Origin of the sequence: Paenibacillus sp. FJAT-27812 (assembly GCF_001273905.1) — a bacterium.
In the GTDB taxonomy this organism is placed as follows: Bacteria; Bacillota; Bacilli; order Paenibacillales; family Paenibacillaceae; genus Pristimantibacillus.
In genome coordinates, this window is the sequence record NZ_LIGH01000001.1 from 7,110,612 (window position 1) to 7,133,295 (window position 22,684).

16 protein-coding genes and 1 tRNA gene are annotated in these 22,684 nt (G+C 44.5%); 5 read left to right on the forward strand and 12 right to left on the reverse strand.

Going from position 1 to position 22,684, the window contains the following annotated elements:
* Positions 1 to 24: 24 nt before the first annotated feature.
* The 3 genes from ADU23_RS30615 to ADU23_RS30625 all read right to left on the reverse strand — a co-directional run bounded on the left by ADU23_RS30615 (position 25) and on the right by ADU23_RS30625 (position 10,655).
* Positions 25 to 723, reverse strand: a complete 699-nt coding sequence (locus tag ADU23_RS30615) for a 4'-phosphopantetheinyl transferase family protein (RefSeq protein WP_063846122.1) — start codon at positions 721 to 723, stop codon at positions 25 to 27.
* Between the two features lie 318 nt (positions 724 to 1,041).
* The gene (locus tag ADU23_RS30620; protein WP_053377223.1) at positions 1,042 to 1,410 is read right to left on the reverse strand and encodes a DoxX family protein; all 369 of its coding nucleotides are present in this window, start codon (positions 1,408 to 1,410) and stop codon (positions 1,042 to 1,044) included.
* A gap of 1,031 nt (positions 1,411 to 2,441) precedes the next feature.
* Positions 2,442 to 10,655, reverse strand: a complete 8,214-nt coding sequence (locus ADU23_RS30625; protein ID WP_053377224.1) for an immunoglobulin-like domain-containing protein — start codon at positions 10,653 to 10,655, stop codon at positions 2,442 to 2,444.
* 548 nt (positions 10,656 to 11,203) lie between these two features.
* Here ADU23_RS30625 and ADU23_RS34435 point away from each other — a divergent pair.
* Positions 11,204 to 11,362, forward strand: a complete 159-nt coding sequence (locus tag ADU23_RS34435; protein ID WP_442950665.1) for a transposase family protein — start codon at positions 11,204 to 11,206, stop codon at positions 11,360 to 11,362.
* Positions 11,363 to 11,741: 379 nt separating this feature from the next.
* On the opposite strand, the gene ADU23_RS30630 is transcribed toward ADU23_RS34435, so the two are convergent.
* On the reverse strand, positions 11,742 to 12,434 hold the full coding sequence (locus ADU23_RS30630; RefSeq protein WP_053377225.1) for a DUF4367 domain-containing protein: 693 nt from the start codon (positions 12,432 to 12,434) through the stop codon (positions 11,742 to 11,744).
* Positions 12,421 to 12,975 carry a sigma-70 family RNA polymerase sigma factor gene (locus ADU23_RS30635; protein WP_053377923.1) on the reverse strand — a complete coding sequence of 185 codons (555 nt, stop codon included), beginning with the start codon at positions 12,973 to 12,975 and terminating at the stop codon, positions 12,421 to 12,423. Before ADU23_RS30635 ends, ADU23_RS30630 begins: the two co-directional genes overlap by 14 nt.
* A 430-nt stretch (positions 12,976 to 13,405) precedes the next feature.
* Between ADU23_RS30635 and ADU23_RS30640 the strand changes: the two genes are divergently transcribed.
* Both ADU23_RS30640 and ADU23_RS30645 read left to right on the forward strand, forming a co-directional pair.
* Positions 13,406 to 13,813 carry a BlaI/MecI/CopY family transcriptional regulator gene (locus ADU23_RS30640; protein WP_053377226.1) on the forward strand — a complete coding sequence of 136 codons (408 nt, stop codon included), beginning with the start codon at positions 13,406 to 13,408 and terminating at the stop codon, positions 13,811 to 13,813.
* 17 nt (positions 13,814 to 13,830) lie between these two features.
* Positions 13,831 to 15,210 (forward strand): M56 family metallopeptidase, encoded by a 1,380-nt coding sequence (locus tag ADU23_RS30645; RefSeq protein ID WP_269433182.1) that lies wholly within the window; start codon positions 13,831 to 13,833, stop codon positions 15,208 to 15,210.
* Positions 15,211 to 16,204: 994 nt separating this feature from the next.
* Here ADU23_RS30645 and ADU23_RS30660 read toward each other — a convergent pair.
* On the reverse strand, positions 16,205 to 16,423 hold the full coding sequence (locus tag ADU23_RS30660) for a hypothetical protein (protein WP_053377229.1): 219 nt from the start codon (positions 16,421 to 16,423) through the stop codon (positions 16,205 to 16,207).
* A 374-nt stretch (positions 16,424 to 16,797) separates the two neighbouring features.
* Between ADU23_RS30660 and ADU23_RS30665 the strand changes: the two genes are divergently transcribed.
* Positions 16,798 to 18,831, forward strand: coding sequence for a serine/threonine-protein kinase (locus ADU23_RS30665; RefSeq protein WP_053377230.1), 2,034 nt, complete (start codon positions 16,798 to 16,800; stop codon positions 18,829 to 18,831).
* On the opposite strand, the gene ADU23_RS30670 is transcribed toward ADU23_RS30665, so the two are convergent.
* From ADU23_RS30670 to nrdR, 3 genes are all read right to left on the reverse strand, one after another.
* Positions 18,811 to 19,425 (reverse strand): hypothetical protein, encoded by a 615-nt coding sequence (locus ADU23_RS30670; RefSeq protein WP_157266031.1) that lies wholly within the window; start codon positions 19,423 to 19,425, stop codon positions 18,811 to 18,813. The genes ADU23_RS30665 and ADU23_RS30670 overlap by 21 nt on opposite strands.
* A 151-nt stretch (positions 19,426 to 19,576) precedes the next feature.
* Positions 19,577 to 19,653 (reverse strand) — tRNA-Ala (locus tag ADU23_RS30675).
* Positions 19,654 to 19,789: 136 nt separating this feature from the next.
* Positions 19,790 to 20,272, reverse strand: a complete 483-nt coding sequence (gene nrdR / locus ADU23_RS30680; RefSeq protein WP_053377232.1) for a transcriptional regulator NrdR — start codon at positions 20,270 to 20,272, stop codon at positions 19,790 to 19,792.
* Between the two features lie 143 nt (positions 20,273 to 20,415).
* Here nrdR and ADU23_RS30685 point away from each other — a divergent pair, with 143 nt between their 5' ends.
* The gene (locus tag ADU23_RS30685; RefSeq protein WP_053377233.1) at positions 20,416 to 20,634 is read left to right on the forward strand and encodes an alpha/beta-type small acid-soluble spore protein; all 219 of its coding nucleotides are present in this window, start codon (positions 20,416 to 20,418) and stop codon (positions 20,632 to 20,634) included.
* 107 nt (positions 20,635 to 20,741) lie between these two features.
* Here ADU23_RS30685 and ADU23_RS30690 read toward each other — a convergent pair whose 3' ends face one another.
* Genes ADU23_RS30690 through ytaF form a run of 3 tightly spaced genes read right to left on the reverse strand, consistent with a single transcriptional unit; the run spans position 20,742 to position 22,633 of the window.
* Positions 20,742 to 21,308 (reverse strand): lytic transglycosylase domain-containing protein, encoded by a 567-nt coding sequence (locus tag ADU23_RS30690; protein ID WP_053377234.1) that lies wholly within the window; start codon positions 21,306 to 21,308, stop codon positions 20,742 to 20,744.
* Positions 21,305 to 21,901 carry a dephospho-CoA kinase gene (coaE, locus tag ADU23_RS30695; protein WP_053377235.1) on the reverse strand — a complete coding sequence of 199 codons (597 nt, stop codon included), beginning with the start codon at positions 21,899 to 21,901 and terminating at the stop codon, positions 21,305 to 21,307. Before coaE ends, ADU23_RS30690 begins: the two co-directional genes overlap by 4 nt.
* 15 nt (positions 21,902 to 21,916) lie before the next feature.
* A complete protein-coding gene (ytaF, locus tag ADU23_RS30700; protein WP_053377236.1) occupies positions 21,917 to 22,633 on the reverse strand; it encodes a sporulation membrane protein YtaF in 717 nt (238 codons plus the stop codon).
* Between the last annotated feature and the right edge of the window lie 51 nt (positions 22,634 to 22,684).

Consider the following 22,684-nt stretch of genomic DNA (forward strand, 5'->3'; position numbering starts at 1 on the left):
GGATTATTTTTTTAATGATTAGGCTCAGAGAACCGTCTTTTTATAAAGCTCCGACCATTCGTATATGCTTACCGAATCTGGAAAGTCATCTCGATCAGCGCAAACAGACAGCTTGAAATGGGGATCCATTTGATATTGCTGAAAACTAAAAGCTTGATCTTCAACATTTTGATTAACCGTATAACGTCCTGCTAATTCATCCCACCGAATTACAAATGAATCTAAAGGGATTGACAGACCTTTGCCAACTGCCTTTATGAAGCTTTCCTTTAATGTCCAAAGGTCGTAAAAGTATGACAGCCCTCCCTCTTCTCCTTTTGCAACCAAATCAACGTATTCTTCAGGGGCAAAAAATCGTTTGGCTACGTCGTTCTCAATTGGACGAACTTCTTCAATATCTATTCCGACCAGCCCTCCGTCCCCTACAATGGCAGCAACCCACGTTCCTGAATGAGAAAGATTGAAAGAAAAGCTCTGATCCAAAGCCAAGGTTGGCTTGCCATACGGATTGTATACAAAGGTTATCTCTTGATTCTCCATTCGGTACTTCTCCATAATGATTGAACGAATTAATAGATCAGCCAACAACGCTCTATTTGCATCAGCTCTCTGCTTAAACCGACTAATCCGCAGCTTTTTGTCCTCCGAAACAGCATTCAATAGCTTTGCAAACAGCTCAGGATCTATTTGGTCAGGAACTTGCAGTACGTATATCTCTAACATGTTCATGCTCCTTTATTATACGTAGTACTGTGCCTGTGCTTCCCACATCTCGCGATATTTTTCGCACTTCATCGTCAATAGCTCACAAAAACCCTTGCTACGCAAGGGTTGAAGTTTGGTGGAGCCAAGAGGGGTCCTGCTCTTACTAACTCGCTTATCTAGCATAGGATGACCGAATCTTTGATCAAATAGCTGACGAACTGACGAAAATAAATCGAAGCAGACTTTTAGCGATAAATTCAGACACCGTGCTCCTACATTAGAAGTATCACTTCCAAAGCCCACTCAACCATTCCGTCCGCGCCGTACTGGACATCCTTACCCCAAAAGGTGGGGCAGTTCGTCTGCATATAATAATACTACAGCAATAGCTATTACGAGATTCAATAATGCCGGTATCACTTTTCCGATCGGATGTTTGACTCTGAAATGCGAGAAGCACGCCAATAGCATCATAATGACAATTAATATTCCGGTCCATGCTGCAATCCCCGGATACCAGTAGCCGACAATGAGTCCTATGCATCCAACAATTTGAACGTAGCCCGTAATGACGCGGAACCATTGAGGAAGTTTAATCGAATCAAACAGTTCGACCTGATGCTTGGCTCCTGCAAGCTTGCTTCCGCCAAAGAAGGCCATGGAAAAAAGAAGCCAACTTTGAAGAACGATGGTTAGTATATGCATTTTCATCCACTTCCTTAATCATTTATTAATATCCGACACCAATCAGTGTCCTATTTCATAATATAACACCATTACGTGTCCTGTAAAGCAATTATTATGATATTTAGGGTGGAAACTTCTACATTGGGAGATTTGGATTCATAATAAGCGTCATGCCAGCCTGTTATTAAATATGACGCACCATCCTACGGCCATACTGAACAATAATGCGGACTGTTGGGTTTTCACGACGAGCAGTTCTCAAAGTATCATTCATCTTTCATTCCGAACTAGCCTAAGCGCCACTACTAATTCACCTTATGCCAGTAATACAAATTAGGTAGATGTTGCATTTTAACCGAGTTGTGCGTCCAATAGCGCTTTAGGAACCGGCCAGCCCTCTTAGGTAATCGATCGGTAGATGAGATGGGGCACATCTTTTGCATTAACTGGGGAGTCTGCACATACTCGATATCGCATGCTGTCACCACCAAACCTGCACCTAAAACCATAATAAAGAGTCGTGCAGCGGAAACACGGGAGGATATTGGGAGGACAGAGATTCCGTTATTAATGGGAATCATCTATTTAATATGACGATTGTGGACTGAGATTCCGCTATTCACTCATAAACACACGGAATTCACTCGTTTGATGGGTAATAGCGTCTCTCCTGTCCTCTTACACACTCAAAATGAAAAATTCGGACAAATAACGGAGCCTCGGTCCGCATGCATCAGAATATCCTTCGATGCTTACTCGCCCATTCCGTCCGCGTGGACTGAACCCCGGGGTACCCTATAATTATACCTGCTTGCTGGATTTAACCATGATCCACAATTAAAAAAGACAACCCGAGGGCGGTCTTTATTAGCTGCGTTTTACGGTGATTAAGTGTTCAGGACAAGTACGCGCAGCCATTGTAATGGCGCTTCAATGCCTAACCATACAAAGGCAAATAAAAAGGATGTCAGCCTTGGCTAATCGCCGCTGACATCCTCACTGATTAAGACTCTACGATCCGCTGGCAACAATTCTGCTGAATGATCTTCTTAATTCTCATCCAGCTCCAAAATACGGAGCAGAATTGTAATTACTTCCGCTCTGGTTGCCACTGCGTTGAAGTCAAACTTGCCGCCTTCCTTGCCCTGCATTATCCCTTTTGAAGCTACTGCGCCAATCGCGCCCTTTGCCCACTCTGGCAGTTTTGCATGGTCGGTAAAGTTTGCTGCTTTGTCCTTTTGGTCTTCCAGCTTCAAAGTACGAGCAATCATAACCGCAAGCTCAGCGCGCGTCAAACCGCTATTTGGACGCAGCGTCCCATCCGCATAGCCGCTTAAAATTCCCGCTGATACTGCCTGCTCAAGCGCTTCTTTTGCCCATGGAGCAATGTCAGCCCCATCATTAAAAGCATGCTGCTTTCCATCACTTTGTACAGTCAATGCGCGGGATAACATCACTGCAAATTCCGCACGGGTTACCGCCGCATTTGGCTTGAAGGTTTGATCCTTGTAGCCAACCACAAAACCTTTAGCCACTGCCTTACGAATCGCAGTTTCTGCCCAGTGTCCAGCAATATCCTTCAATTCAATCTGGTTCTCTTGATTTCCGCCGGTGTTGCCTCCGTTGTTGCCACCGTTGTTGTTACCGTTGTTGTTTTCGCCGTTGTTGTTGTCAGGCGTTGTATCAACTACTGTAATCGTCAACACCTGCGGCTGTCCTGCGCTAAACTCAAACGTTAGCTTCGCAGTACCTTTTTGTAATTTCGCCAAGTAAGCCGTCGTAATCGTTATCTGATCGCTATTCACAACATAATCAGTTCCGGCCTGCAGCTGAGTACTGCCGTTCTTAATGGCTGTCAGTGTATTCCCTTTAAGCTTCAGCTTTATTGTAGCTGCTTGCTGCTTGCTAGGGTTCAAATCAAATTCAGCAGCAGCTGGGCTGATTTCGCTATCCTGATCGGTATCTTTGATTTTGTTAAGAAGATCCGTCTTAACTTCGCCGTCTGCCATAATAGTGACAAAGTTGCGGGCCATAGCGATATCGGCAGCTGATCCAGACGCGAGAGCCTTTGATACGGCAGCCCTTGCCGATGCTTCAAGCATTTCGTTGTATTTGCCTGCGCCTAACAGATATACGTCTGTAAATGAATTTGAATTTTTTAATTGTCCGCTTTCAACTTCAAAGGTGGTTCTGGTACTGTCAGATTCATGCGAGCCGTCAGATTCATTGAGCATGATTGATATTCCGATTCTGCCGTTCGCGAGCTCCGATGCAGGACTATTATGAACAGTATTAAACGGAATCTTTAAATCGTAAATAGTCGTTTTAGTATCTTCATCTCTCGTAATTTTTGCCGCGATATCAGTTATCGGAGCAGTCGGTGCATTGGCGCCTGTGGGACGAGTCCAAGCCCATATTACATCTTTGTTGTCATTGGTGAGCGCGAATCCCAATTCATTCCGCGTAGTACTGTTCGTTGCAGGATTGCGTAAATCAATGCCTAACTGCAAATTATCCTCTCTCCATATATTGCCTCCGGTCTGGCTATTGAAGTGCACGTCGTCAGTAACGACAATGTACGCGTATAAATTGCTGTCGTCCCATGCGAAATGCGATCCTACGCTGAGGTCTTGCGGACCATCCCACGTTCCCGAAGTGGCATAATCTTTGGTGTCCATTACAAATGCCGGAGTTGCGGCACTCTTTGCCGGATTTTCCGCGCCTGCAGAACTTGCCTTTTCAGCGTAAGCCGAGTCAAGTTTTGCCGTATAGGTGTATGATTTTCCGTCTTCGAGATGAAGCTCAAATGTGATCAGACCTGCAACATAATACGGTAAATCTACGGTTACGGATTCGCCTGCCGCAAGCGCGTTAAATTTAATAGGAGTGAGATCTTTAGCATAGGCAGCCGGGGAAACAATCGTCAATGTTCCGGGTGCAGAGGCTCTTCCTCCGACATTATACTTAACGTTGAATTGTTGTTTATCCCCGTTTTTGGTTAGGTTAAATACAAACGGTTCCGCAATTAAATCCGAGCCGTAAATGCCGTAAGGATTGCCCGCCGGGGTGCTGTTTCTCAAACCGGATGCGTAATGATTGTTGCTAAGTTCTATCGATGTGCCGCTCTCGCGCAGCATGGCATACACATTATTATTCTGGCCGTTCTTGGACGGCTGGAAGTAAGAAGTGTATACATGCGCCTTACCGCCATGGACATCTATACCCGGATTATTGCCGGGCAGTTGAGTGAAGTTTGCTTGCTGTAAGCGAACAATACCGTTATTTACGATCGCTCCCGCTACGGTCGGGCTTCCCCAGAACGCGCTGTTGTACAGGACAAGTTCAGCGTCTTGGTGGATTTTCGCAGTATTAGCTGCATCTCCCATTCTGACATACGCTCTATTCGGCTCCGTCGTGATGTTCGTATTAACCAATTCCGAGTTGATCGCGATTATTTTGGTGTGTTCATCCGCGTCTTCCACATAGAGAGCGTACGTGGTTCCGTCCGAACCGTGACCAATCATCGTCATTTTTCCGGGGTATGCGAATTCGCCGTTCCCCAAGTCTCTTTTCAGGAAGTGTATGCCGTATACCGAACCGAAAACGAAATTGTTGAAAATCGTCTGGTCTTCCACATCGGCGAATTTGAGCGCACTCATGTATCTTTGCACGAATCCGTACAAATCGCCGGTAGGTGCCGAATATCCTTGACCTCCCGGAAGTCTCAAAGCGTAATGCGGATTGAATTGCATATTTCTGATAAATCCGCCTTCCGCGCCTCCTCCGACCCAAATGCCTGCTCTGAGGAGCGTGCCTCCTAAATAATCAACATAGTGCCCATCGGTTTTATATGAAGCCAGGTCTATGCCTTTATCCCCTATCGGGATCGTTAAGTTGATTGCATATACGCCTGCTCCTTGTCCCTGTACCAAAAACGGTGTTTTTAAAGTTTGGTTGGGGTTGTCGAGATTGACGCTGGTTATATTCGTTTGCGCGATGTTAAGTCCTCTGAGACCTGCGTTTGCCTTAAGCTGAATTAAAGAATTTCCGTTTTCCCCCTGAGCGCCACCGGTGTAAGCGGTAAATATCGCCGTGCCGCCGCCTTGTGTATGGTGCTGTACGTCCCATGTTCCTCTGAGTTCAACACCCTCGGGAACGATGACGGGGCTATTCAGTCTATATCTTCCGCCCGGTAAATATATCGTGCCGCCGCCGTGATTAGCTTTAATATAGTCAAGAGCTTCCTGCAGCTTTGCAGATATATCCACGGTCGGCGCGTTGCCTGTTAACGAGCGCGGGAAGTCAAGTCTAAGCACTGCGCTTGATGTAGGTCTCGGGTGTACGTCAATATCTGTTTTTACGTCTTTCGGAATAGGTTCAAACAGATAATCAACATCATTAACGATTTGTACAGCGGTGTTATTACCGTCAGCCTTAACGTCAAGTTCAAGGTTATCGATGTGAGCGGCAAGGTTAGCGCTCTCGATGTTAAGGTTATAACCGGAATTTACCGATTTGAATGTTCCGAAGTTTGCTCCGAAATGTGCATGTTTGTCTGCCTGTTTGAAGTTACTCTGACTGACTAATGCGTTGCCTCGGCCCAGGAAGTTCAGCGCGTAATTGTCATATTCGTCGAACGTGCTATCCTCAAAGGATATAACTCCGCCTCTGGCGTTGCTTACAATCGGACCTTTGAATGCAACTCCGTTGAATTGAACAGAAGTGTCGAAACGTTCGTTGAAATATACTGCCGTGTCGCCTCCGATTTCCGAGTTCGAGAAAAGCAGACCGAAACCGTTAACGTTGTCAATGTATATGCCCGTTTGACTGTCTTCGATTTTCAATCCGTAGAACTGTGCGTTCGGAGCTTCGTCGCCGCCAGGTTCCCTACCGATCCACATACCCGTCTTATACCCGGAAATATTCAATCCCGAGACATATTCCCAATCTGATCGGTGCATCATGAATCCGGTAGCGTTCGCTCTTGTGTACGCTGCCGCGTCCGAACGAGACGGTGCGCCGTCAAGACCTGAATTCGTCCAGTATTTCGGGTCAATGTCAACGTTCTCGATACGTCCGATGTCTGTACAGGTGTGAACCACGATGCCCTTGTAGAGTGCCGTCATATTGCTGTTCACAACATAATGCATTTCGCTCGGCAGGGAAATGAATCCTCCCCAAGCGTTTACAAGAGTAACGTTGTCAAGCGTCACGCTGTTTCCGGTTCTCTGATAGAACGTCCACGGGTACGGAATTCCTTTTATGTCCTCAAATTCCCCTGTCTTCTGGCCATCTGCGTTCCTCTTTTCAACAGTGGTTGTAGCATTAATATCTTGATTCGGATACCATACTGAAAGGTTCGTTACACCTGTTCCTTGTTCCATGTCTATGAATCTATCGGACACGTTAGCTACTTTTTTGCCTCCTGTCTGATTTTCTCTCTCGTCAGAGTCAACATACGTGTCATAATTGGCGGAATTATGTCCGGCATAGACTGCGAGAATGGTTCCGTCGATTTTACCGTCGTAATAGTCCGCATCCGGATTATCCCATTCCCCGCGGAGCTGTACGCCTGCCCGTAAATTTAAAACTTGTTTATATTCGTAGGTTGTACTGCCTGTCTTGCTTTGAACGCTTATTGTGCCGGTAGTTTCCGTATGGAATGCATAGGTTCCCGCCGGAATATAGACTACGCCGCCGCCGTCATTATAAGCCGCATCAATCGCCGCTTGGAAAGCCTCTCTGTTATCGAAATCAACTAAGCCTTCCGCTTCTGCCATCTCTGCTGTTTTCGCGCCGAAAGCGAGTACGTTAAAGTCCGATATCGCCCAATCTTTCGCGTCGAGTTCCTGAACAATTGCCGTTCTCATATGTTTTGCGTAATCATATCTATCCGGAACTGTGAGCACAAATGTTTTAGTCTTGATTACAGGAGCGGCTACCGGACCTCTTTTTACCGTCGCCGTGAGCGTTACCTCACCGCCGCCGTCCGGACGGTTTGTCGGTATCACGCCTGCAGCGGTTATGAGGGTAGCAGCGGATGTCGTCCATGTAATATCCGTCATATTTTCACCCATTGTCGGGAGAACTAAGTTCGTTGTCACATTAGCCTCAGAAGCATTCACGCCTTTGATTAAATCCCATGTCAGTTTATTCAACATATCGTTTACCGCATCCTCGTCGGTTCCGGTCCCTGTTCCACGAACGACGATATTAAATGTTTTAACAACCGGTGTTGCCGTTCCTTTGCTTACTGTCGCCGTAAGAGTTACGACTGTACTCACTCCTTGACGATCTACTGCGCCGGTGTTGCTGTTTATCACCGTGTTATGGGTAGATGTCCACACAATGCTCGTACTCGCTGAACCCACCTTAGCAAGATTCAAATTGGTTTCAACCAGATCCTGTCTGGTATTCGTGCCCTTGATAGCGTCCCAAGTCAGCGCGTCCGAAACAAGCTTTACCGCTTCTTCATCCGTTGGAGGAATTTCGGTTATTCGTATGCTCTGTATGATCGCTCCGGCTGCACCGATACGGAAGTGTGCTCCTTGATTTTGTGCTCCTATCGCAAAATTAGCTCCGTTAAGTACAACCTTTGAAGTCACCCAAGCGTTTCCGCTTCCTGTCGCCGGAATGCTCGCTGATCTATACGCTTCAAATCCAGAGAAACTGCCGGGATATATGGTGTTATACTGTAACGAAATACCGCCCGTTGCGCTTGGTCTCCAGTATGTGACCGCTAATTCGACCTTGTTTGCTTGCTTAAGTTTAAGGTCGTCTACAATTACATACATAAAGTTGCCAACTTTCACAGCATCTACGCCGCTTTGAGTGACTACATCCACTTCGGTACCGCCGTCTCCGATGAGGCTGATGCCTATGCCGCTGCCTTGTAGTCCTTTGTAAGGTCCAGCCGGATCTCCACCGTCGCCTAAACCGCTTCCAATTGTATCGACTGCATCAAATGATTCAGGATCGTTGAAGTCAATGAACACTTCAGCAAGTTCGTTAGTCGTACTGGCTACTGTCAAATTGAAAATTTTATTAACAGGTGCTGCATTACCTTTGGTTATTTTCGCCGTAAGGGTTACGGCTTTTCCTACGTCAGGGTCGCGAGTTACACTGCCAGTTGAGGTATTTATGATACCTGCCGGTTCAGCCGACCATACTATAGCAGTATCGTTCGCACCCGTTGCCTTAAGAGTCAACCCCGTTCTTACTTCGGATTGAATAACATTCGAATTTCTGATCGTGTCCCATGTCAGCTTATTTGCTGCGTCCGATATTGCTTGATTGTCGTCAAGATGCTCCACTTTAACTCTTGTATGTGTTCCTGCGAAAGGATATTGCGTATTTTGAGCCGTGCGTGCGAATGTATAATATATGTTGCCTGTTGGTTTTGTAAATGCCGCAGTATAAACGCCTGTACCTAGAGTACCCGTCGTCCAATCGGCGACCGCAGGAGCGTTACCGGTGGTGTTGATCGCGAACTGCACAGCCTGACCGTTTGTCGGCGCTGCTGAAGATAGCGTAATGTTGTCGGTTGTCTCAACAGCCGTGGGAATAGGCTTCGGCGAATCCACGGTATTCTGAAAACGCGGGTTCTTGATATAGATGTCGCCTTGGGGCACGGAAGACCATTGCATTTGCAATCTCCCTGCCTGAACCGTGTCCAAATTAACGGGATTGAAACCATTCGGAGAATTGGCTGCTGATAATTGCGCATAAACAGTAATCCATTCATTAACATGGCCATTTTTGATTTCGTTAACATTAAGGTTAAGACGCGAATTGGTGTCAAGATTGTTACCGCCACTTGCCATGGCGATCCAGTTATTGCCACTGAGTTTTAAAAGGTCCGTATGCATAACATACATATCAAAAACAAAATATTGATTCGCGTAAGCTGATAAATCCTGATTGCCGCTGCTGCTAACAAAGCGGGCATCCCAAAGCCGTTCAGCGCCGGCGCCTATTTTTCCAGCTCCCAACTTAACCGCGTTATTTCCGTCCGGCGCAATAGCGTTGTTCGTTCCCTCTTCTATATTAGGAAAATACGCCGCAGCCCGAGCGTTGACCTCCGCAGGCACGGCTCTCACCGTCACGGTAAAAGTTTGCGTAGCACTTGCATTACCCTTCGTTATTGTCGCCGTGAGTACTACGGTTTTGTCTACTTCTCTATTCCATAAACGATTTACGCCTCCGGTGTTGCTTATTGCCGCATTGTCCGAAGACCATGCTACGTTAGTTGTTCCTATTGTTGCCGGAAGACTGAGTTGTGATTTTACATCGTTATTCGAAGTATTGCTACCTTTAATCGTATCCCATGTCAGAGACGCCGCCGCCTCATTTACCAATGTTTGTTCGTCAATAGACGTTACAGTAATTCTTGAAGATGCGCCGATGAAGTTGTAACTGTTGTCTGCTTTCGCGCGCGCAAATACATAGTAGGTCTGTGCTGAAGGCAATGTGGCAAATTGATGAGAATAAACATTATCATTTTTGCTTCCATCCACCCAGCCGGCTGCTGGAGCGATCCCATCTTCGCTTATTGCGAATTCCACAGCTTGCCCGCTAGCCGGTGCGTTCGCAGTTACTGTTTTTGTTGCTACGTCAAGTGCGGGAGCCGTTGACGGCGAAAGCGGAACGCTTAACGTACTTTTCTGGAAACGAGGGTTTTTTATGAAAACATCGGTGCTAGGGACATTAATATCCCATTGCAGATGCATGGCAAGCCTAGTTACTTTGTCTAGCCAGGCGTCATTGAAATTCCCGGCTACGGCACTTGACGTCGATAACTTCGTATAGACCGTCGCCCATGTGCCCACCGCTGCATTTGTGACCCCGCTTACATCAAGTTGGAGACGAGAATCGGCGTTAAACTTATCCGCAGCGGGATTGCTGTCGCTTACGATGACGAGCCAGTTATTTCCTTGCATATTTTTAAAGCTCGCATTTGGAACATACATCTCGAAAACGAAGTAGCCGTCTTTGTAAGCGGATACATCTCTAAGAGGCGCCACGCTCGGCGTGAAGAGGTTATCCCAAGGGCCCCCGCCCTTTGAGGTTCCGGTATTTAAACTCCACGCTTTCTGTCCGTCCGGCGCATCGGCGGATGTCGCCGTATTACCATCTGTACCTGCATTTACAGTCAAAAGAGATACGTCATCTCCCCATGCCGCACTGACTGCCATAGGCGGAGAAAACAAAGTAAGTAGCATCGCTGTCACAAGTAAAGATGCTAATAACCGTCTTTTTATCATTCTCGAATTTCCTCCATATATCATGGTTTTAGGTTTTGAAGAGATCCCATAACTCTATAATCTTCTTCCCTTAAATACCAAATTCAAAACTATCTATGATTTTATGTAGTGCACAAAAAAAGTGATCCTTTACTACCCGATCTGAATCCCTCCTGTGTCGCCTGACAACACTTTCCCGCTTTTATGCTAGCCGCCGCATCACCTCTCCTATTCCATATGTCCAATCTTGTAAAAGCGCATCCGTCCATAATCGACTCGATGTTAGCGTTTTCACAAGTTCAAAAAAATAACAGGATTCAAAGAGCGATAAGCGTACGTGCAAATAACGTAATCTCACTACTTCTTTTAACCCTGTAATAAGTTCCCGGAACACGATTTGTATATTGGGGACTTATCTTATCATACGAGTGTTGCAATAAAGTTCCAATGAGGTAGTCTTATCCTTTACGGGGGCAATATTAATTTGATGAATACGCAATGCTGTCTCGCTATACTGGCAGTTAACACATACCGAGTACGACGGTCAAGACGAGGCATGGCACTTATTTATCGACTTTGAACGCAGAACCGAATTTGCGTGTCCGAATTGCGGGTCGACAAGCAAGGTCTACGATGTTGAACGGAAAACTTGGCGGCATCTCGACTTCTGGAATTGGAAAACCTATATGCATGCCAGAGTGCCAAGAACAAGCTGCAAAAAGCTGTAATAAGGTAACGCTTGTACAGATAATGTGGTATCGTCCCCAATCACAATTCAACTTGTCATTTTCGAATCTACCAGTTCGTCAACCCCTACCCCATCGTTCCAATGAACTGGCTCAACCGTAGATTGAATTCAATCTTGGTTCCAATCCTAAATTTTAATTCCTCCTGTAATCTTCTGAAGCAAATAGGCTACACCAAAAAAACCACTTCAGATGAAGTGGTTTGAATTAATTGTTTGGAGGTGCCAAGGGGGACCTCACCCCTGACTTCATCGCAGCCAGTGATGCGCTCTCCCGTATGGGGATATTACACTACCCCAATTTATCTAGCATTCGACGGGTGGAGCGTTCAATTCATTTACAATAAACACTCATCAACTCATTAAGGCTCCACCGATTCGGCTAACTTCATGGCCTCGTCGCCCGAAATCGGACCGGACACGCCATACTGAATGCCGTCAGCCACCCAGAACAGCTCCGTGAACTCGGCTTGCTCGAAAATTAAGCCGTCCGCTCCGCCCACTTTGGTCTGTGTGAACAGGTCCGTCGGGAACACCGTCGGCATGCGGCTCGCGCTGAACGTCACCGTCTTATCACCCGAGCCGTATGTGAAGTTTAAATCTCTGAGCGGTTGGTCCTTCATTCCCACGCCGACGATCTCAGCCAGCTTGAAGCCTTCCGGGGCGACTTGAGGAACAAGCACACCGGAACCGAAAGCTGCTTTCGCTGCCTCCGCCGTTCCTAACGGAGTCGTAATCAATTGGGACAACTCCGAACCCGTGGCTCCTCCGTTTCCGGGCAGCACGATTCCCGACGAATTATCCGTTGGCGTCGGGACTGCGGCGGGCTCTTGCAGCATCGGCAATCCCGTCACTATGACGACTGCCGCGACCAGCGCTGCCGCTCCTGCAAGCCAGGCTTTCGGAAGAACGAATCGGGCGCGGCCTCTCTGCTCCGCGGCGGCTTGTTTCCTGATCTTCTGTTTAACGCTATCGCTCAATTCCATTCTAGAAAACAACATATCATCCGACTCCTTTTGCAAATGTTGACGTAAATTACGCTCAATGTCCGTCATCGGTTGTCTCCTCCTTGCGCATTTCCCGAGCCAACGCCTCGCGCGCCCGGTGCAGTCTGTTTCTCACGGTACCCTCGGGCGACGACGTCGCTTTCGCAATTTCCCGTGTGTCCAAGTCCAGATAATAATATAAATACAAAGCCTCCTGATACGGCAGAGGCAGACGCAGCATATGCCGCAAAATCTCGCTTTTCTGCAATCTTTTAAGCGCTTCTTCTTCCACGTTGAATATCCGTCCCCGCTCCATCAGGCTGGGATCGGTCGGCTGTTCCGTAAACATCCTCACGCCTATCTTGTCCCGGCAAACGTTGATAGCGATCGTCGTCAACCAGGTTTTAACCGCGCTATCTCCACGAAACAAGTTCCAGTTGCGATAAGCGCGAAGAAATACCTCCTGACTGATATCCTCGGCAAAATGCCGATCGCCGGTATAAAAATAAGCGGTGCGCATGATCGTCGAGCCAAAGCTTTCCATCAGCTGCTCTAGAGCTTGAGAGGGATCTTTCGGGAAATTTTCCTTGTTATTCGAGCCGGCCGGCATCACTGAATTATCACCTCCACCTATTAGACGGCCTGAGCGCATTTTTCGCTGCACTGCGCTTTAAATCTGACAGTCCAATAAAGATTTCGCGAAATTGAGCTTAATTCCCCATACTCCTTCTTGCTTGAATTTCAAACGATAAAAGCCACATGTACAGTATGACTGTTGATGCGGCTTTTCGACTTCATCTTTGGTTTAAAAGATCCCCCATATCCGTTTATACTAACACTATTTTCACTAGATGACCTCTTCGTTGCCAGCGATGCGCTCTCCCACCTAGGGGTAATACACATTATAATAATTATTATTTTCGTCGTTATAGGAAGTGAATGGTATGAGACGTTCGTTGACATAATAGGACTACACGTGTAGTATATGGATTTCAGGCCTACAGTTGTGATCCTTTTACATGTAACAGGAGGTTTCAAGAATGATTAAATTACCACAAATCACAGATGCAGAATGGGAAGTTATGAAAATCCTCTGGGCGAAGGAGGAATGCCCATCCAGCGAAATTGTTAAACAACTAACGGAAACAATGGACTGGAGTCCGAAGACGATTCGTACGCTACTTAACCGCCTGGTGCAGAAAGAAGCGGTTGGAATCAACAAAGACGAATCGCGACGAGCCCAAATGTTTTATCCATTGGTTTCAGAAAATGAGTATTTGCAAAGTGAAACCAAAACTTTTCTGCAAAAATTGTACGGTGGAGCCATTAAACCGATGCTTGCGAACTTCCTGCAGGAGAAAAAACTGACGGAACAGGAAATCAATGAGCTGAAACAATTATTCGATGATAACAAAAACGATGATAACAAATCGAAGACAGGCATATAGCCATGACATATGTGTATATGCAGGTTTTTTTCGACTGGGTGATTCGGGCTTCGCTGATGGCAAGTGTGCTGGTTATTCTCATTGTTATGATCAAATGGATGCTCAGAAACAAGTTGCAGCCGAAGTGGCATTATTTCCTATGGTTTCCTGTTGTCATTCGGCTCGTATTGCCTTGGGCACCCGAGAGCTCGTACAGCGTGTACAATCTACTTCCAATTAAGCAGCCGTTGTCTAATGAATTCCTTTCAGGATCGCTCTATGATATTTCCAATCGTTATGAACAAAGAAATCAGTTGAAGAATAACGAGGATTCTCCGAGCGGATGGACACTCAAAGGTTCATCCGACGTCACAGTTCATTCCGCTGCAAACGTTCCTGAGCAAGAAATCCCTGCCATGCAATCGTTTGTGAATCTATTATCCAAAATAACGCTGCGAGACATGCTGTTGTTTGTTTGGTTGCTAGGGGTCATAGTGTTAAGTCTTATAACCCTTATAGCCAATATCAACGTGTATAGACGAATTAAAAAACAGCCCCATGTAACCAATCCGGCGGTCTTACAAGTATTCGAGCAATGCAAACGCCAAATGTCGGTCAAACAATCGATTCTTCTGACCGAAACAGATGCAGTGCCGAGTCCTGCGGTTTATGGGTTTATGAAACCAAGGATTTTATTATCCCGTTCGTTGATTCGTTCGATGGATGCCGATCAATTCCGTTATATTTTCAATCATGAACTGGCACATATCAAGCGCAGGGATGTTGCGATGAATTGGCTCATGCATGTACTGGTTATTTTACACTGGTTTAATCCGATTATGTGGGTTGTCTACGCACGAATGCGGGCAGATCAAGAAATAGCCTGTGATGCATTAGCCCTGTCCTACATCCATGCTGAACAAAAAGCAGCGTACGGTCAGACGATCATTAATTTATTGGAGCATTATGCAGGAGCCCGGAGATATCCAGGTTTGGTCGGATTATCGGGAAATTACAAGCATCTCAAGAGGAGAATTCTCATGATTAAACATTTTAAGAAAAATTCTATTCGCTTATCTGTATTAGGAATTGTAACGCTATTAACTGTCTGCTCATTCTCATTAGTAAATGCTCAAGGGAATGCCCAATTAAAAGAAACAGTTGAAGTGGTAAAGCTATCGCAGCCTGGAGGCGGCCAAATCCAAAGCCTGACAGTCAATACTGCGGAAGAAGCTACTCTGGTATTGCAGAAGTATTTTAACCTGACTGGATTTTCACTTATACCAGATGAGAGAGAAGTAGCCACTGCATCATATGTAACCACAGATGACAGTATGCGTGTATGGGTTGGTCAGAATAATAAAATAATCGGTCTCAACAATATGATGGCATGGAAAGAATTAAAAAAAAGAAATTGAACACAAAAAGAACAGTGGATTTCAATAGACCAAAGTAAAGAGAAAGCGATTCAGTTGGCTCAACCATTCCTGGACGTTAGTGTTCAAGAAGTACAAATCACAACAATCGAGCATAGCTACGCCAATGACTCTCTTATTTTACTTGAAATTAAACCTTCTTCCGCAGGCAATCTTACTAGCGATGGCAGGTTTCATGTATCTTTGGACCGATCCACTGGAGCTATCATGAATATTAATCCTTTTCTGTGAATGAGCTGAACGACTGGAGGTTATCAACTGCTTTCGCAGCGCCGTAGGGCAACAAATGGGCAATCGGAGAACGATAGTTAAATAACCAGTGCAACATTCTGAACATCAGATTGTCGCACTGGTTTTTTTCACAAGTTGAACCTTGGTAAAATACTTCAATAATTCACTAATTTGCAGATGGTGAAATATCTGTTTATAACCTTCCCCTGCTCTTATCCAAATGAAGCAAAGCAAAGCGGTAAATTTCGATGCCATGCTACTACGTTCACGCTTCGTACGCGCCGTCTGCCCCATTTAGCGCATCCACCATAGTAAACAGAAAATCACGTCCAGAGGACGTGGTGTGAATTGTTTATTTGGTGGAGCCTGGGGGATACGACTCGGCTACTCGTCTTTCCATCATGGGATGCCCGAATCTTGATCAAATGGCTGACGAAGCTTACTCGCCCATTTCGTCCGCGCGGACTGAACCCCTGGGTTCGCCCCCTGTAAGGGCTCCACCAAACACAAAAAAACACGCCAAAATTTGGCGTGTTAAAATTTGTGTTTGGTGGAGCCTAGGGGGATCGAACCCTGACCTCATCGCTGCCAGCGATGCGCTCTCCCAGCTGAGCTACTTGCACTACCAAGTCTCGCGACTTTTTCTAGTAAGTGAACGGTCACTTCATATTACAATTTGATTCCTATACCAGCTAACACCAATAAGGACTAAATTATCTTTAATGGACTTTTCATTACTGCGAATCTAATCTTCAACATTTCCCATCCAATAGTTATGATCGATTTTGTCAAAATCAACATCTACCTTATGAGCACATTTATTTCTGAGTGCTTTGAGTTTTACCAAGTTATTGAACATTGGTTCATCCACCAAGCCAATACTATAGTATAAATCAAGTTTAACTAAAAATGCAGATTGCTCTGTTATGTATTCGTCAGGTGTTTTCTTTTTTTGTTTCATCAATTGATTTAAAGCATTTTCGCAAAATAAATGGATTGTTACAACAATAGCCGCGGGATCATCTATTTTATGTAATCTGTTTATGAATTCCCTCGTTAGAGAGGCACTTTCTCCTCATTAAGCATAATATCACCTCCTCATATACATTCGCCAAATTGAAATATTTTCCTGAATGTAAAGGTACGCGAAAATATCTGTATTTCTCAAAGCGTCCAATGGATACGAATTCCCGTTCGATTGAACTAGCTCAGCATACTCGATGAGGTCTCTTTTCTGGAAATTGAATTCAGTACAAAAAGGTATTCATATTCTTTATGATTTATGGTTCAATGGAAGTATAGAGATTAGTAAAATAAACCTATTTTGGAGGGGTCTTCTTGGAAAGTATCAATGGATATAACATAATTAGAAACCTTGGAGAAGGTAGTTTTGGGACAACCTACCAGGTACAAAAAGATGGGCAGGATTATGCATTAAAATTAATTCGTGAAAATATTCTGCACAAAGACGTGACTGATAATCGTCGTATAGAAAGAGAAATCAGAATACTAAGAACTGTTAATAACCCATATGTTGTAAAGTATTATGACGATGGTTTTATAAGCGACGGGAACCAACGATATCGTTACATCGTTATGGAGTATATTCAAGGAATAACTCTCGAAAATTACCTCATAAATAATAAGGTTTCGCTTGCAACAGCATGCTCTATTACTAAAAATATATTCCAAGGAATAAATGCAATCCATAATCAAAGTGTGATACACCGAGATTTAAAACCTGCGAATATTATGGTTAATGATCAATTGCAAATTAAATTACTCGACTTTGGTATCTCTAAACTGGTAGATGCCAGTACTTTAACAACTACAGGACAAGCTATGGGCACATTTGCTTATATGCCTCCTGAACAGCTTAATGCTAAGGATATTGATTACAGGGCAGACTTCTACTCTGCAGCTGTAATTTTATATGAACTTATTTCAGGAGAAAGACCATTTACCATGAGTAATCAACTTGAGGCAATCCGCAAAATTCTTGGGGAGACACCAGTCCCGCTTGCTTCAAAAATCTCTACTGTACCAATTGACATCTCAGAACTTGTTGAAACACTTTTAAAGAAGCAACCATTCGAACGAGCAATACACTTCGAAGAAATTATTTCTCGTTTAGAAAAACATTCAAATATAAATGCAAAAAACTCAACAAAAATAACACCAGTTTATTTTAGTAATGAATTACAGTTTTTGCCGATGCCAATTAATAATGATTCCAAGGCAGTAGTGGCGTACAATGACTCCTTTAAAATTAACGGTGCAGTATTCAATGCTCCACAACTAATTTTTTCAGATAAGAACTACATGGAACTTTCACGCGAAAATCATAATCTAAAGCTGATAATCGACCCTTTTACACAAACTTTAGCCTATTCTGCATTCACAACTAAAGCAACTTATAAGAAACTCCCGTATTTAATTTCTGATATGAAAAAGGAAACCCCCAAGGATTTCCAAAGTGTTAAGGCTATACAAGAAAGAGTTATTGGTACTATGGAATTCCAACTTAATTATAACCCTCGAATATTGTTATCTCCGTATCATTTTTTAGAGAATGATTCGAGCGGGTGGTTAAATGTAGATTATAATACATACAAAGAAGCAAAGTCCTATCTAATAGCTAAACAAATTAGCATTCCTCTTTATTATGGGATATCACTTGATATTGAGCAGTTCGAAGATATAGAGTCAATAACTGATCTAGTGAATTTTGTGACTTCAGCTAATCCGGACGGCTATTACCTTCAAATCGCTGGTAGTTTTGATTCCACAAACCGAAATCATTATTACTCATATGCATACTTAGTAAAACTTCTATCTGAAACAAAACGGGAAATAATACTTTCAAGAATTAATGACTTCTCATTAGGATTGTTATCAGTAGGCGCAAACACCATTGCCTCTGGTCTTGGACAAAGTGATACTTTTAAAAAGGATTTTCTTAATCGTGAAGAGAGTGGATCAGCAGCACGAAGATACTATATAGAAAAAATCATGGGACTATACAACCAAAACATTCTTCAAGATATACTATCAACTGAAATAGGAAGTCAATGCATTTGCAATTGCATGTTTTGCAATAATTCAATAAACACAGACTATTTGACAGAGTTTTATAATACAATCAATCATCATATTACTATTAAAAATAATCAATTCCTTCAATATACCAAACTTAATAAAAATGAAAGAGTTGGAAAGTTCTTGGATGATGTTGGAACAGCTGTACAATTAATTAAAGATATCAATCGTGAAAAAAGAATTAAGAATTTTACTCATTCCCATTTAGAAGTTTGGAAAGAAGTAATTATAGAAATTAATAAAATTGATATGTTAAAGGCTACTCAACTCTAATTTTTTCAATAACTCTTCTGCAATTTTGTAATTCATTATTAAATCAGTAGGTTTTGAAATGGTTGGCTTAATAATTTCCCTTACTTTATTTCCAACAGATATTAAACCAACACTATGTTTAATGAGCTCATTATGGTCCACTCTATGCACAAAGTCTTCGTCTAATACCAAGTAAGTTTTGGAGGCGAATCGTTGGTACCTTAAAGCTTGTGCAAGGCCTTTTTGCCAGTCCTCTAACTTTGCTTCGAAAGCATACACTCTAGGTGAAAATAAAGAAACATTGTTAGTATAAAAATATTTCAAGTCGTTTTCTATAATTGCTCCACAAGACATTAAATTTTTTAGGATATTTTTTAATTTGGATTTTGAAAAAAAGTGTTCAGCTTCGATGACTTTAAAGCTGGCACTTTTTTTCTTTTTCAAATAATGAAGTACCTTAACTTCATCTAATGTTTTTAGGTACACACCTGATCTTTCATTAATGAATTTTTGAAATTCTGATTGATTTCTAATCATAACTATATCCGAGATACCGTATCCTGCACCGACTTCCTGAAAAAGTAATCGATTACTGAAATGTTGTATCAACTTCATGACAAGCTCGTTTTCGGTCTTGAATGCCACAACTTCCCACAACCCTTTCGAATCTGCTCATGCTCAATAAAATAATTATAATGTAAAAAATCAAAATATCTATGGCGGTCAAATAAAAAAACCTGCCAAAGGCAGGTATTATTTATGGTTATGGTGGAGCTTAGGGGGCTCGAACCCCTGACCTCTTCGCTGCCAGCGAAGCGCTCTCCCAGACTGAGCTAAAGCCCCACAACTACGAAACTGGGATAAAAATGCTACTTTAGATAGAATTGTTAATTATCGCTGCATTACGAGTTGCTCTCCCAGCTGAGCTAAGGCCCCAAATGACGACAAGATTGATCTTAGCACAGCGTCGCCAAAATTGTCAATCTTTATCTATCATGCCGTTGAGCGGATGTTTGGACAGCAGGTTGTTGAGCTCCTTCATGAACATATCGATGTCCTTGAATTGGCGGTAAACAGACGCGAAGCGGACATAGGCTACCTCGTCAACGGGGTAAAGCTCGTTCATGACAATGCCGCCGATATCGCTGCTGTCAACTTCGGCATGTGCCGTTGTGCGAAGCTCCTTCTCAACCTCGGATACAATAACTTCGAGGCGTTCTACCGGTACGGGACGCTTCTCGCAGGCGCGGATAAGACCTCGTAGTATTTTGTCTCGGCTGAACTCTTCGCGGCTTCCGTCTTTTTTGATGACGATTAGAGGCGTTTCTTCAATCATTTCGAAGGTCGTGAAGCGGCGGCTGCACTTTTCGCATTCACGGCGGCGACGAATAGATTTGTTTTCGTTAGCCGGCCTCGAGTCCAATACTTTTGTTCCGGCATAGTCGCAATATGGACATTTCATGCTGCGTATTGCCTCCTTTCTTAGTCAGCAAGAGCCTTTGAAATGGGCTCTTCTCAAATTAATTTAATTTCCATGTAATTCCTGTAATGAAGTTTTGATTTTTGCACATAATACTTTTACCAACCGCAAGGAGGTGAACATACATGAGCGCATCCCGCAGCAGTAACCAACTAGTAGTACCACAAGCGACAGCTGCACTTGACCAAATGAAATATGAAGTTGCTCAAGAGCTAGGCATCGCTATTCCGCAAGACGGATACTACGGCAACATGGCTACAAAAGACGCTGGCTCCATCGGGGGTTACATTACCCGTCGCCTAGTGCAAATTGCCGAGCAATCCCTTGCTGGCCAATACAAATAATGATTCATTACATGTTGTATGAATAAAGGATGCTTTGGCAGGGCCCGTCCAAGAAGTGACGGGCCTCCAAGGCTTCGTTGTATTTGCATATTCGGTATAATCGTTCATCAGAAGGTCGGATATAAATCCTTGTATTTATTATAATAGTATACAACCCTCTGTACATAGTGCCTAGTTTCGCCAAAAGGGATTTCCTTCACCGAGTCTATTTTACCGTCCCATACGCCAGAGTCAAGCCATTTCCTTACATTTCCAGGCCCTGCGTTGTATGCGGCTATAGCGGCGATCTTATTGTGATTAAATTGCTGATCCAATGATTTTAAATACCACGCGCCAACCTCGATGCTGACATCCGCTCGATGCCTGAGCATATCTTCGGTAACCTCTTCAAAACCCGCCTTTTGAATAACCCAGTTAGCCGTATCCGGCATAATTTGCATCAAGCCCAAAGCGCCCTTCCTGGATTCCTGGCCTGTCCGATAATTGGTTTCACTGCGAATAATCGCAGCTACCAAATGTGGCTCAACCCCGTAATTTGAAGCACTTGCACGAATGTCATCCTTAAAATGAACCGGATACATCATAGCGGCCAGCCAATCCGACTTAAGAAACAAAATCGTAATCAGCCCGAGCAGCAAAACCAATATCACTCTTTTCTTCAGTAGTACTCTCATGGCAGACACTTACTTTTCCAAAATTGTTCTAGCTGACGCTCCGTCTCCGCAAGCGTTCCGCTGTTGTCGATAACCCAATCCGCTTTTTCCCGCTTCTGCTCGATGTCCATTTGCAGCGCTACGCGGCGGCTGGCTTCTTCCTCAGGCAAATGATTCCTTTCCATTAAGCGCAATTTCTGCATTTCAGCCGGGACATATACAACCATAATGCCGTCGTACAAATGCTCCTGCTTCGTTTCATACAAGAGCGGGATATCCGCTACGACCAACCGCTCAGGAAATTGCTCCTCATACGTATGTATGCGCTGCTGCATTCTCGAGCGTATAGCAGGGTGTGTAATCGCTTCGAGCTTCGCCAGCGAGGCTTTATCTTGAAATACGATCTCGCCGAGCGCTTTGCGGTCAAGCGAGCCGTCTGCTGCAAGCACGGCTTGTCCGAACGTAGAGGCGATTGCCTCTAATGCTGACTCACCGGGAAGGACAACCTCCCTTGCAACTTGATCGGCATCGACCAGCAGCGCACCGCGCTCAACGAGCATTTTAGCGATGGTGCTTTTGCCGCTGGCAATACCGCCGGTTAATCCGATTTTCATCCATTTCACCTCAGATTATAACAGCTTCATGATTCCAATCATGATTAATAATAAGCCTGGCAGCAAAGATAATGTTTGCATGCCTTTCCACGCGGAGAAACGAAAGCCGAAGCGGATGCCGCTTACTAGAAAAATCGCGCTTGCAGCAGCTATCGTGAGTGCCGTAATCAAGGATGGCAATCCGATCATTGCGGCTCCTAAGCCTGCCCCAAATGCATCAAGCGATAACGCAAAGCCAAGCATGATCGCTTCCGATGCGGAGATCGTACCCGATTTATCTACGTCGGCCGCTTGCGGCGTCCGCAAGATTTGGATCACAAGGCCAAGCCGTTTCAGCTCCACCATGACAACAAGTGCGGCACTTGCAATTTCTCCTGCATGCGTCTTTACTCCGCCTCCAGCAGCTTCCGCACTGCTCTGGCTTGCAGCCTCAGCGGATTCGCCCGCTTCATCGTTTTGCCTGCCGCGCTTTAGCTGAAACAGCGCCCAGCCCCCAATTAGAATGAGCACGCAAGCACCGATCAGGCGCGCGACAAACTCTGACAAAAATCCGGTAAGCCAGCCTCCGACCTGCATCGACAAAAAAATGATGATGCCAGAGCAGCAAGCTATTATCAACACCGACAGTAACGGGATGCGAATTCTCCGCAATCCATACGTCACACCAACACCAAATCCGTCCAAACTAACGGCAAAAGCAAGCACTAATAGTGAAACAACATGCGCGAACAATACTTTAGTCCCTCCCCGCACAGCGGCTGCCAGCTCACCTTAATGGCTGTG